At 66.3% G+C, this 11,721-nt stretch carries 11 protein-coding genes; 5 read left to right on the top strand and 6 right to left on the bottom strand.

What is annotated here, in order from left to right; all coding sequences use genetic code 11:
* Nucleotides 1-754: glycerophosphodiester phosphodiesterase (locus LJE63_00975; GenBank protein MCG6905166.1), on the top strand; the 754-nt coding region annotated here is incomplete at its 5' end.
* A 28-nt stretch (nucleotides 755-782) separates the two neighbouring features.
* A complete protein-coding gene (locus LJE63_00970; GenBank protein MCG6905165.1) occupies nucleotides 783-1,544 on the top strand; it encodes a N(G),N(G)-dimethylarginine dimethylaminohydrolase in 762 nt (253 codons plus the stop codon).
* Nucleotides 1,545-1,606: 62 nt separating this feature from the next.
* Here the strand turns inward: LJE63_00970 and LJE63_00965 are convergent, their stop codons facing one another.
* From LJE63_00965 to LJE63_00955, 3 genes are all read right to left on the bottom strand, one after another.
* Nucleotides 1,607-1,795: a zinc ribbon domain-containing protein gene (locus LJE63_00965; protein MCG6905164.1), complete on the bottom strand. Its 189-nt coding sequence runs from the start codon at nucleotides 1,793-1,795 to the stop codon at nucleotides 1,607-1,609.
* A gap of 80 nt (nucleotides 1,796-1,875) precedes the next feature.
* Complete coding sequence (locus LJE63_00960) at nucleotides 1,876-3,453, bottom strand: MFS transporter (protein ID MCG6905163.1); 1,578 nt, start codon at nucleotides 3,451-3,453, stop codon at nucleotides 1,876-1,878.
* A 67-nt stretch (nucleotides 3,454-3,520) separates the two neighbouring features.
* Nucleotides 3,521-4,180, bottom strand: a complete 660-nt coding sequence (locus LJE63_00955) for a hypothetical protein (GenBank protein MCG6905162.1) — start codon at nucleotides 4,178-4,180, stop codon at nucleotides 3,521-3,523.
* Between the two features lie 280 nt (nucleotides 4,181-4,460).
* Between LJE63_00955 and LJE63_00950 the strand changes: the two genes are divergently transcribed.
* Nucleotides 4,461-4,850: an acyl-CoA thioesterase gene (locus tag LJE63_00950; GenBank protein MCG6905161.1), complete on the top strand. Its 390-nt coding sequence runs from the start codon at nucleotides 4,461-4,463 to the stop codon at nucleotides 4,848-4,850.
* 25 nt (nucleotides 4,851-4,875) lie between these two features.
* On the opposite strand, the gene LJE63_00945 is transcribed toward LJE63_00950, so the two are convergent.
* On the bottom strand, nucleotides 4,876-6,978 hold the full coding sequence (locus LJE63_00945; protein MCG6905160.1) for a mechanosensitive ion channel: 2,103 nt from the start codon (nucleotides 6,976-6,978) through the stop codon (nucleotides 4,876-4,878).
* 447 nt (nucleotides 6,979-7,425) lie between these two features.
* On the opposite strand from LJE63_00945, the gene LJE63_00940 reads away from it, so the two are divergent.
* Nucleotides 7,426-7,872, top strand: coding sequence for an Hsp20/alpha crystallin family protein (locus LJE63_00940; protein ID MCG6905159.1), 447 nt, complete (start codon nucleotides 7,426-7,428; stop codon nucleotides 7,870-7,872).
* Nucleotides 7,873-7,963: 91 nt separating this feature from the next.
* Complete coding sequence (locus LJE63_00935; GenBank protein MCG6905158.1) at nucleotides 7,964-10,582, top strand: AAA family ATPase; 2,619 nt, start codon at nucleotides 7,964-7,966, stop codon at nucleotides 10,580-10,582.
* On the opposite strand, the gene LJE63_00930 is transcribed toward LJE63_00935, so the two are convergent.
* The gene (locus LJE63_00930; protein ID MCG6905157.1) at nucleotides 10,515-11,399 is read right to left on the bottom strand and encodes a shikimate dehydrogenase; all 885 of its coding nucleotides are present in this window, start codon (nucleotides 11,397-11,399) and stop codon (nucleotides 10,515-10,517) included. The two genes, LJE63_00935 and LJE63_00930, sit on opposite strands and share 68 nt — an antisense overlap.
* 177 nt (nucleotides 11,400-11,576) lie before the next feature.
* On the bottom strand, nucleotides 11,577-11,721 hold a 145-nt coding region (locus LJE63_00925; GenBank protein ID MCG6905156.1), incomplete at its 5' end, for an oxidoreductase.

Raw genomic sequence — 11,721 nt, 5'->3', positions numbered from 1 at the left:
CCCCAAAGCGCTGCTGTGCATCGGACATCGCGGGGCATGCGGCCACGCGCCGGAAAACACCCTGGCCTCCGTCCGCAAGGCCCTGGAGCTGGGGGCGCCGTGCCTGGAAATCGACGTCTACCATGTGGACCACCGCCTCGTGGTCTTCCATGACGACCGCCTGGAGCGGACCACCAACGGGACCGGCTACCTGCTGGAGCAGCGCTTCGATTACCTGCACACCCTGGACGCCGGCCGCGGCGAACGCATCCCGACCCTGGAGGAGGTTTTCGAGACCGTCGACCGCCGGGCGGGGGTCAACATCGAAATCAAGGGCCCGGCCACCGCCCGGCCGGTGGTCGGGCTGCTCGGCGAGCTGCGCCGCCGAGGCTGGCCGGATGAGTTGATCCTGGTATCCTCCTTCGACCACCGCCAACTGGCCGAGGTCCGCCGGCTGGACCCCACCATCAGGATCGGGGCGCTGATCGTCGGCCTGCCGGTGGACGACGCGGCCTTTGCCGCCGCCCTGGGGGCCTACTCGGTCCACCTCTCACTGGAGTTCATCGACCGGCGCTTCGTGGCGGACGCCCACGCCCGCGGCCTGCAGGTGTTTGTGTTCACGGTGGACCACCCGGAGGACATCCGCAAAATGGCGCAGCTGGGGGTGGACGGCATCTTCACCGACTTTCCCGAGCGTGTTCTGGGCCTATACCCCCAGGCCCGATTTCCGCTGGGCTGGGGGGCGCCACAGCCGCCGGCAAGCCCCACGCCATAGGCCAACCCATTTCCTGCCAGGAGCCGCCATGTTCAGCCGAGCCATCGTTCGCACCCCGTCCGCCAGCATGATCCACGGTTTGACCAGCACCGATCTGGGCGCGCCGGATTACCCCACCGCGCTGCGCCAGCACCGCCAGTACGTCCAGGCGTTGGAGGACTGCGGCCTGACGGTCACGGTGCTGCCGGCCGACGAAAATTTCCCGGACGCGTCCTTCGTGGAGGACACCGCCCTGCTCACCCCGCGCTGCGCCGTCATCACCCGCCCCGGGGCCCCGTCGCGCCGCGGGGAAACCAAGGCGATGGAAGCGGCCGTCGGCCGGTTCTATCCCGCGCTGGAGCGCATCCAGGCGCCAGGGACCCTGGATGGCGGCGACGTCATGCTGGTGGGCAGGCATGCCTATATCGGCCTTTCGGGAAGAACCAATCGGGAAGGGGCGCACCAGCTGATCGCGATCTTGGGGCGCCACGGCATGACGGGCAGCATGGTACCGCTAAGGGACGTGCTGCATCTGAAAACGGGGGTCTCCTACCTGGGGAGGAACCTTTTGGCGGCCAGCGGCGAATTCTTGAGCGAACCGCAGTTCCGGCGTTTCGACCTGCTGCCGGTTGCCGACGATGAGCGCTACGCCGCCAACTGTCTCTGGGTCAACGGCCGGGTCCTGGTGCCCGACGGGTTTCCAAAGACCCGGGCGGCCATCGCGGCGGCCGGCTACCCCACCGTGGCGCTGGCGGTTTCGGAGTTTCAAAAGCTCGACGGCGGGCTGAGCTGTCTATCGCTGAGGTTTTGAGCACCGGCCCCTCGATGGGTGGCCGGCGGCGGGCGGCGGCACCTGCCGCCGGTTCAGCGGGCTCAACTGGTATCCTTGGCCAGCGAGCTGAAGCCGGCAATCCCGTCAAAGAGGCTTTCGGCGCCCTTGGCCGGCTTGACGTCGCGGGCCTTGCAGTGCGGACAGGTCGCCGGCCGGTCCTCCTCGCCCCTGAGGACCACCCGCTGAAAGCTGCGGCCGCAGTGCGGACAGGTGTAGTCGATGGTGGGCATGATTTCCTTATACCCCGGAGCCATGCGGCGGTCAATCCGCAGCAGACCGAAAATTCCCCGGCGTCCCGCACCCCCCCGCGCTAGGCCTGCTGCCGCCCCGGCAGCAGCAGGCACAGCGCCAGGCAGAGCAGCGCGGCGACCAGCACCGTGACGAACACCCAGCCCACCCCGTCGACCACCGCCTGCACCAGGCGCTGCCGCATCTCGGGCGGCAGCAGCGCCTGAATTTCCGGTCGCAGGAGGCTTTCGCTGTGATCGCCGAGGCTCTCGCGGACCGCGGCCGAAAGCCGGGCCGCGCCGGCGTCCCATCCCGCCGCCGCGGCGGACATCTTGGCGGCCACGAAACTGCCGCATATCCCCACCCCCACAGTCCCCCCGAGGGTGCGCGCAAACTGGTTGGAGGCCGTGGCCACGCCGAGGTCCGCCAGTCGCACGCTGTCCTGCACCACCAGGAGGGTCGCCAGGGTGACAAACCCCATCCCGAGGCCCACCAGCAGAAACACCCAGAAGCAGGCGGTCATGCCGGTGCCGGCGTCAAAGCCCAGGGTCAGGCCGCAGCCCGCCGCGAGCAACACCGCACCCAGGACGGCGGCGGCCTTGTGGCCCAGGCGGTGAACGATCTGCCCCAGCAGCAGCGACCCCGCCGACCACCCCAGACTGAGGGACAGCATGGCCGCCCCGACCTGCATCGGGCTTTGGCCCAGGGCACCCTGGATAAACAGGGGGGCATAGGCGAAAAGCGAAAAAATAGCGAAGCTGCTCAAAAAAACCGCGCCGTTGCCGACGCTGAAACCACGGATGGCAAAAAACCGGATGGACAGAATCGGGTCCCGGGCCCGTTTTTCGACGAAGTAAAACCCCACCCCCGACAACACGGTCAGGAACAGCAGGCCGGCGATGGGCGCCGAGGCCCAGGGGTAGGTGCGGCCGCCCAGCAGAAAGGCGCTCAGCAGCGCCAGGATGGTGGTGGTCAGGGTGGCCACCCCGGCGAAGTCCAGTTCCACCTGCCGACGCTTGGCGCGCAGCTCGCGCAGGCAGGCGCCGATTCCCACCAGCGACAGCAACCCCAACGGCACGTTGATGAAAAAAATCCAGCGCCAGGAAAAATAAGTGACGATAAAACCGCCCAGGGTCGGCCCCAGGACGCTGGCGATCCCCCAGATGGAGCTGGCCAGGGACTGGGTTCGGCCGCGATTGGCGGGGCTGGCGATATCGGCCAGGACGATGTAGACCAGGGCGAAGTTGCCGCCGGCGCCGATGCCCTGAAAGACCCGGGCCGCCACCAGCACCTTCATGTCGGGGGCGGCGCCGGCGGCCACCGAGGCCAGCAGAAACAGGCCGATCGAAAAGAGGAACAACCGCTTGGTGTTGTAGAGATCGGCCAGCTTGCCGAAAATCGGCAGCGAAACCGCACGCGCCAGAAAATAGGCCGAGTAGACCCAGCTGTAGAGCTGCAGCCCGCCGAGGTCGGCGACGATGGTGGGCATGGCGGCGGACATCACCAAAGCGTCCAGGGCGCCCAGAAAAAGCGCCAGCAACGCGGCCCCGATGATCAGGGCCCGCTCCCGGGGGTGGAGATCGGCAGCCGCTACGACGGCTTCACCGGGTCGGGCGAAGGACCGCAAGGGGACGGCAGGGGATTTGTCTCTGGAGTTCACTGCGTCATTCCAATCGATGGCTGGGCTGGCGACCACTCGGCTGGCAGGGGGCGGCCGCGACCCGGAGTCAGCGGTCGCCGGCCGGGGTGATCTCCACCGCGTCCAGAGCCCAAAACTCGGTTCTGCGGCCGGTCACGGCGGCGCTGAAGGTCAGCACCAAGCTGCCGTCCGCAAAGCGATCCGGTGGAATGATCACCGACTGCCGCACCACCCAGTAAGCCCGCGGCTGCCCATAGAGGGTGACCCATCCGCTGTTGCCCACCGGCAGGGTTTCATCCGGGTCGCTGAAAGCGTTCGGGAAAGCGGTCAGGGTGAGCAGCGGCGGCCCATCGCCGGCGCGAAGCTCCCAGCGGTCGGCCAGTTCCCCGCCGCTGTCCCAGGTGCCGATCAGGAAGAGGTCGAAGGTCAGAGTCAGCGGCGCCCCCGCCGCAAGTCCGTGGAGGGTCAAGCGCGTCCCGGGCGGGTGGCGCGGGTTGCGGTTGTTGAAGACCCCCAGGACGTGGTTGGCGCCGATTGAAAGGCGCTTGTCGGGTTGCCAGGCGGGCGCTGGCCCCCCCTCGAAGTCGTAATGGCCGGGGACGGCGGCACCGTTTAAGGTCCCCGAACGGCCCCCGCAGGCCAGCAGCAGGAGCCCAAGGAGGAGCAGGGGCGCCCAGCGCAGGGCAGCAGACTTGGAAGGCCGCATGCAGGTCGACGGGAAATGGGGCAAAGAGGAGAAAGTCGGCATCGGGGGAATCCTTTCACCAGTGGGACATAGCGGTCAACTGCGGCAGCACGACCAACGATAGTCGCTCGGTGAGGCAGCGTCAAGGGTGGGCCGCCGGCGGAGGGCACCCCGGGCCACCGGCTGGAAAGTGCTTGCCATGCAGCCCCAGCCTCCTGTAGTGCGTACTTCAGGCCGCCGGCGGCGCTTGGCCAGGACAAAGCCGGCCAGTCGTGTGTCTGCCGCAAAAAGCCTATGGCCGAGTTGCGCCGCATCGCAACAAGCGTTTCCCAGAGAGACCGTCATGGAAAGCTATACCGTCGTCAGGCCGGAGCACCTCAACCACCACGGCTACCTCTTCGGCGGGGTGATGCTCAAGTGGGTCGACGAGTTCGCCTGGATCGCCGCCTCCCTCCAATATCGGGGATGCACCATGGTGACCGCAGGCATGGACGAGATACAGTTCCGCGAGAAGGTGATCAGCGGCTCGATCCTGCGCTTCTGGGTCACCCGCCTGGACCAGGGGCGCTCCTCGGTGCGCTTCCGGGTGGAGGTCTTCGCCGACGCCCCGGGCGCGGAGGCAGCCAGGGAAGTCTTCGCCACCCGGGTCACCTTCGTGCGGGTGGATGCCGACGGCCGCAAATGCCCCCTGCCGGAACGGCAAAACCCCCATCCCGAGCGGCGCGGGGGCTGAACCGGGAACCCGTCAAACGGCCGGCTCAGGTCTCCGGCAGGGGATCTGCGCCCCGCGGCTGACCGGGGGCAGCCGCAACCGCCGGCGGGGCTTGCCCCGGGCCGCCGAATCCGGAGCGCAGGTGCAGGTCCCGCTGGGGAAAGGGAATTTCGATCCCGGCCTCCTTGAGGGCTGCAAATATGGCGAAATAGAGGCGGCTGCGGATCCGCCGCCGGGCCACCTTGCGGGCATCGATCCAGACCAGCAGCTCGAAATCGATGGAACTCTCTCCGTAAGAGGTGAACCGCACCAGGGGAGACTTGAATTGGGTCGCCAGGGGTTCGTTGCGGGCGCAGTGCAGCAGGATATCCCGGACCCTGTGGGGGTCGGCGTTATAGGAGACCCCCACGGGAATCGCAATCCGGATCATCGCCGAGGAGAGGGTGAAGTTCACGATGGTGCTGGAGACAAAGTCGGAATTGGGAATCAGGTACTCCACGTTGTCCCGGGTTTTGACGCGCGTGGCACGCAAAAAGATGTCGGTCACCACCCCGACCGTATCCCCCACCTGGATCCAGTCCCCGCGCCGCACCGTGCCGCCGAAAATCAGGGTGAAGCCGCTGATCAGGTTGGCGGCCATGCTCTGCAGGCCGAAGCCGATGCCCACGCCGATGGCGCCGGCGAACACCATCAGCACCCGCAGGTCGAGCCCCACGATGTGCAGCGAGATCAATACCCCCAGGGCGATGATCATGTACTTGAAGAAGGTGTTGAGGGCGTAGGCCAGCCCCGGGTCGATCCCCATGGCGGGGTAGATGCGGTAGTCCAGGTAGGCCTCCAGCAGGCGCGCCAGAAAGAAGAAGGACGCCAGCAGGACGCCGGCCTTGAGAAGCACCCACAACGAGATGGTGGTGTTTTGGGTCAACGGCAGCGGAATCGACATGAGGGTCCGCAGCGGGCTGAGGGCCCCGATGACGGCCGAGGCCGCCACCACCATGATGACCACGATCCCGTAAAGCAGCAGGGACTGCAAGGCCCGGAAAAACACCGCGGCCTCTTCCTGGCCCAGGTCCTTGCGGGCGGCCTGCTGCTGAATCCGCTGGCGCAGCAGGTGATAGGCCAGCATGACCAGGATAAAGACCCCCATCAGCCCCCAGGTGCGCACCACCGCGAAATGCGCGAACTGCCGGTAGCCCAAGCACCACAGCAGGCCGGCGAAAAAGGTCAAAAAAACCAGGGGGTGATAGAGGCGCCCCAGCAGTTTGCGAAACCCCTGGAAGATCGGATACGGCAGATCGGGCACCAGGGAGAGAATCGCCTTTTTGTTCAGCAGCAGCAGAAACCCCACGACAACGATGGACAGCGCGATGGCGAATTGGGTCAGGGCCAGCACGTCCGCCGGCAGGTCAAAAGCCGCCGCGCCCCACACCACCGCCAGCCCCAGGAGCACATAAAAAATGCCCACCCGGGCAAGCCGGTAGAGGGTTTGGCCGTAGTCGGACGGAACCGGCAGCAGATCGCCCACGAGAATTTCGTGCAGCAGGTGCTTCAGCAGAGCGCCCAATGCCCAGAGGCCCAGCAGCCGCTGGGTCAGGAGAAACCAGGGCGCCCGGTAGCGGATAAGTGCGTTGGCCGCCGTCAGGATCCCCAGCAGGACAAGAGGAATCAGCGAGGCCACCACCACCCGCAAGGCCGAATGGCAATAGGGGACCACCCCCGCCGGCAGGCGCGCCAGGAGCGGATGAATTCTCTCCTCCACCCGCTGCAACACCCGCCGATACCCGATCAGGCTGTAAAAAACCACCAGCATCAGAAGCAGCATCACCAGCGACCCCACAACGCCCAGCAGCCGCCCCTGGTCGATGAGAAAGTCCATCAACTCCGGAACCTTGGCGGGCAGGGAGATCCCCCAGTGGGTGATTTTCTCGATGGTCTCCCACTGCCATCCCAGGGGGGTGCGCTGGGCCAACCCTTCCAACTGCCGGGCGACGTCTTCGCGGGCGCTGGTGACCCCGCCCGCAGCCGACTGGGACGGGTCTTCGGGCGTTGCGGGGGCCGTATCCGGCGACGGCGCCGCCCCGCCGGCAATCCCGACGAGCAGCAGGATCATTAAAAGCATCAGGCATGAAACGCGGCAGGCGTGCTGCATGGCAAGGTTTCCTTTCCACTTCACTTGCGGACGGCCCGACGGCACCCGGGCCGAAAAACCGACTTCGGCGATCCGGGGCGGCGGGCGGGTCCCGATGGGGCCCAGGGTAGAGATAAGCCCCCCGGGATGTCAAACAAAAAGGCGGCCGATCCGGTCCCCACCCCCACCGGCGGCGGCCAAAACCCGCTGGGCGCAACAAAGGGCTTGCATCTGCGGCCGGTTGCTTTAAAATGCACCCATAGGGAGATCCGGGTGTCGGACAGGCTTCGACCGCCGGAATTGAGCCCCCCGGCGCCCTGCCCCGTCAGTCGGTCTTTGGCCTTTAAGCCAGCGGTCGTCGCCCAACGACACCCCCCCAGGGTCCACCACGCCGCCGTGCATCCGCCCGGCAAGGCGGCTGTCCCCCCATCCCGCCCCGAGCTGCACATCGAAGAAGGAGGTTTTGGCATGACCGAACTGACCTCATGGAAAAAACGCGAAATCGACCAACTGCGAAAGGAGATGGACCGGGTTTTCAAGCGCTTCTACGCCGACTTCGGCGTACCGGCCTTTCCCTCCCAAAGCTTCGGCCTGTCGTCCCTGGAGCTGCAGGAGAACGAGTCGGCGGTGGTTCTGCGGGCCCGGCTGGTGGGCATCAAGCCCGCCGAGCTGGACATCTCGATCAGCGGCAACACCCTCACCATCCGGGGCACGAGCCAGTCGGAGAGCGGCAGTCAGGACGAGGGCCACTACCAGGTCGAGAAGCAGACCCGGTCCTTCAGCCGCAGCCTGACCCTGCCCGCCCCGGTGGCACCCGAGGAGATCCGGGCCACCTGCCGCGAGCAGACGCTGGAGATCGTGATGCCCAAGCGCACACCCGACGAGACTTACGGGGTCCCCCTGGAAATCGATTGACCGCCCCGTCCCGTCTCTCCGAACGGCGCGCCGACCCGCCGCCATCACCCCACGACGCGCCCAACGACCATTTTCTCACAGGAGGCTACCGATGACGACACCCGCCCCCCTTCCCGAAGTCCCGGTCGAAAAACTCCGCTGGCGCCTGGACCCGGCGTCGCTGCCCTTTGAAAGCACCGCCGAGCTGCCCCCCCTCAAAGAGATCATCGGCCAGCAGCGGGCCCTGGAGGCCTTTCGCTTCGGGATCAACATGAAAAAACCCGGCTACAACGTCTTTGTCACCGGCACCGCCGGCTCGGGGCGCATGTCGACGGTCAAGAAGCTGCTGGAGGAAATGGTCGCCGACGACCACGTGCCCGACGACCTGTGTTATGTCAACTCGTTTAAAAACCCAGAAAGGCCGGTGCTGCTGCGCCTCAAGGGGGGCACCGGGGCCGCCCTGCGGGAGAGCGTCCGCGAGCTGCTGGAAACCCTGCGCAAACAAATCCCCCAGCTCTTCGAAAGCCAGGAGTATATCAGCTCCAAGAAGGAGGTCATGGAAACCTATGAGCGCAAGGCCAACGGGTTTCTCAAGGGGCTGGACCAGAAGGTCCGGGAAGAGGGCTTTTCGATGGTCAACATCCAGATGGGGCAGTTCCGGCGCCCGGAGCTGATGCCCATCGTGGACGGCAACCCGGTGCCCATCGAGCAGTTGGAGGCGATGGTCGAAAAGGGCCGCTTTCCCAAAGCGGAGTACGAGGAGCTGCAGGCCAAGTACACCGCCCTGCGGGGTCAGATCGACCAGATCTTCCTGGAGGTGCGCGACCTGCAAAAGGAGGTCCAGGAAAAGCTGGAGCAGATGGACCGCGCCACGTTCATGAAAACCGCCGCCGATTTGGCCGCCCCGATCGTCGAACGCTTCAACCAGGAGGCGATCCGCACCTATCTCGACGAGATGCTCAACGACATGGGCGCCAACCTCAAGATCTTCGAACCCCAGCCCCAGGGGCAGGCCGCGGGCATGCTGGCCTTTATGCCCGAGGTGGACCACTTCCAGCCTTACCAGGTCAACCTGCTGGTGGACAACAGCGACCAGCAGGGGCCGCCGGTGGTGATCGAAGCCTACCCCACCTACCGCAACATCTTCGGCAGCATCGAGCGCGTGGTGGACCGCACCGGCGTCTGGCGCACCGATTTCAGCAAGATCAAGGCCGGCTCGCTGCTCAAGGCCAACGGCGGCGCCCTGGTCTTCAACCTGCTGGACGCCATCGTGGAGCCCGGGGTCTGGCAGTCCCTCAAACGGGCCCTCAAGAGTCAAAAACTCGAGATCCAGACCTACGACCCCTTCTACCTGTTCACCACCACCAGCCTCAAACCCGAAGCCATCGACCTGGATGTCAAGGTCGTCCTGATCTCCGACAATTACCTCTACCAGCTGCTGCTGACCTACGACGAGGACCTGCCGAAAATCTTCAAGGTCCGGGCGGATTTCGACACTGCGATGCCCAAGACCGACACCAGTATCCGCCAGTTTGCGGAGTTTGTCCGGATGGTCGGCGACGAGGAAAAGCTCAAGCCCTTCGACCGCGGCGCGGTGGCGGCGCTGGTGGAGCAGGCGGTCCGGATGACGGGCCGCCAGGAGAAAATATCCACCAGCTTCCCCGCCATCCGCGATCTGATCCGCGAAGCCGATTTCTGGGCCGCCCAGGAGACCGCTGCCACCATAAGCGACCGGCACGTGGACCGGGCCATCGAGGCCCGCATCTACCGCGCCAACCTGGTGGAAGAGCACATCCAAGAGATGATCGACCGCGGCACCCTGATGATCGACGTCAGCGGCGAGATCGTCGGCCAGGTCAACGGCCTGGCCGTCTATGCCCTGGGGGATTACATGTTCGGCAAGCCTTCGCGCATCACCGCGACCACGGCCATGGGCCGCGCCGGGATCATCAACATCGAGCGCGAGGCCGACATGTCCGGCAGCACCCACAACAAGGGGGTCCTGATCCTGAGCGGCTACCTGCGCAAGAAATTCGCCCAGGACAAACCCCTCTCGGTGAGCGCCAGCATCGCCTTCGAACAGTCCTACAGCGGGGTGGACGGCGACAGCGCCTCGTCCACCGAAATCTACGCCCTGCTCTCCAGCCTCGCCGAGGCCCCCATCCGGCAGGACATTGCGGTCACCGGGTCTGTCAACCAGAAAGGTGAAATCCAGGCCATCGGCGGGGTCAACCAGAAGATCGAGGGGTTTTTCGACTGCTGCCGCAGCCGCGGCCTGACCGGCGCCCAGGGGGTGATGATCCCCGCGAGCAACGTCAAGGACCTCATGCTGCGCAAGGACGTGGTGGCGGCCGTGAGCGAGGGCCGCTTCCAAATCTACGCCGTCAGCACCATCGACCAGGGAATCGAGATTCTGACCGGGGTGCCCGCAGGCCCTAAACAGGCCGACGGCACCTACCCCGATGAGAGCATCAACGGCCGGGTGGACCGTAAACTGGCGCAACTGGCCGAAGGTCTGAAGGGCTTCGGAAACGGTGGCGACAAAGGCGAACGGGGCAGAGAGCAAGGCGCCGAACGGCACCGCGCCCGCTTGCCGGGAATCGGGGGCCTGATAGCAACGGGAGAAGCGGGCCGGCCCGGGGAAAGCCGGCCACCGCCGGACGTCAGGCGGCCACAGGGGAAAGGGCCCGGACGTCCAGATCCAGGGCCTTCAGAAACACCTCCGGTTTGACCTCGACGCCCGTCCAGAGGGCGAAACTGCGCCGCGCCTGGTGCACCAGAACCGGCACCCCGTCCATGAAGCGCGCGCCGGCGCTGCGGGCCCAGGCCCGCCAGAAGTTCTGCCGGCGGCCGTAGTTGAGGTCCACCAGCAGGTCGCAATCCGCGACTTGCAGCCCCTGGACCAGCCGCTGCATTTCGGAGGATTCCTCGGGGCTGGAGACCGCCGTGGCGTTGACCACGAGCGCCGCCGCCAGCGGGGCCGCCAGATCGACCGGCGCCATCGCCGTCCCGCCGATGGCCTCCACCAGTGCGGCCGTCTTGGCCGCATCGCGTCCGACCACGTAGATCGGCTGGGCCTGCAGCCATTTGAGCATGAAAACCACCGCGCGGGCCGCCCCGCCGCTGCCGAAGACCAGCGCCGGGCGCCCCGCCGGCGAGAATCCCGCGGCTTCCAGGGCGTTCATGAAGCCCACCGCATTGGTGTTGAAGCCCTTGAGCTTGCCGCCCTTGCAGACGATGGTGTTGATCGCGCCGATGATATTGGCACCCTCGGAGAGGATGTCCAGATGCGCGATGGCGGTTTCCTTAAAGGGTACGGTGACGTTCACCCCGGCGACATTCAGGGCCCGCAGGCCGCCCAGGGCCGCCCCGATCTGGTCGGCCTCCACCCGCAGCGGGACATAGGCGCCATGGATGCCCGCATGCTGCAGAGCGGCGTTGAACAGGGCGGGTGAATGCGAGGCGAACACCCGGGCGTTGCCCAGAATGCCGAACAGTTTGAAGATGCGGCTGGGGCCGGGTGGCGCCCCGGTGCTCTGGTCGTGCATCCTGCTCCTCCTTTTACCAGCCGGACGTCCATCTCCCCCTGAAGGCCCCGGGGAAAATGCGCCCGGGTGCCGAAAAAAGCCCCCCAACACCCGCCTTTCCCGGGTAGGTTCACCTATGGAACGACGAAACCGGGATTCAAGCGGGGCCGAAGGGCCCCGCAGGCATCCCCGATGCCGTCACGCCGCCGATTCGGGGTGAAACACGTTGACCTCCTTGAGGTCCTCGCCGAGGTACTCGCGCTCGTTGGGGCCCAGGATCCCCAGCGACAGACAGATCAACGTCCACAGGTGCACCGTGTGGTAGCCGGCCTCGAAGTGCTCG

It is taken from the genome of Desulfobacteraceae bacterium (genome assembly GCA_022340425.1).
In the GTDB taxonomy this organism is placed as follows: Bacteria; Desulfobacterota; Desulfobacteria; order Desulfobacterales; family JAABRJ01; genus JAABRJ01.
The sequence above is the reverse complement of the archived record's forward strand: the minus strand, read 5'-3'. Positions and strand labels throughout refer to the sequence as shown.

What these genes read in the sequence shown, in the direction of transcription:
- LJE63_00970 (MCG6905165.1), top strand. Translation starts at nt 783, where the DNA reads ATGTTCAGCCGAGCCATCGTTCGCACCCCGTCCGCCAGCATGATCCAC.
- LJE63_00965 (MCG6905164.1), bottom strand. Translation starts at nt 1,795, where the DNA reads ATGCCCACCATCGACTACACCTGTCCGCACTGCGGCCGCAGCTTTCAG.
- LJE63_00955 (MCG6905162.1), bottom strand. Translation starts at nt 4,180, where the DNA reads ATGCCGACTTTCTCCTCTTTGCCCCATTTCCCGTCGACCTGCATGCGG.
- LJE63_00950 (MCG6905161.1), top strand. Translation starts at nt 4,461, where the DNA reads ATGGAAAGCTATACCGTCGTCAGGCCGGAGCACCTCAACCACCACGGC.
- LJE63_00945 (MCG6905160.1), bottom strand. Translation starts at nt 6,978, where the DNA reads ATGCAGCACGCCTGCCGCGTTTCATGCCTGATGCTTTTAATGATCCTG.
- LJE63_00940 (MCG6905159.1), top strand. Translation starts at nt 7,426, where the DNA reads ATGACCGAACTGACCTCATGGAAAAAACGCGAAATCGACCAACTGCGA.
- LJE63_00935 (MCG6905158.1), top strand. Translation starts at nt 7,964, where the DNA reads ATGACGACACCCGCCCCCCTTCCCGAAGTCCCGGTCGAAAAACTCCGC.
- LJE63_00930 (MCG6905157.1), bottom strand. Translation starts at nt 11,399, where the DNA reads ATGCACGACCAGAGCACCGGGGCGCCACCCGGCCCCAGCCGCATCTTC.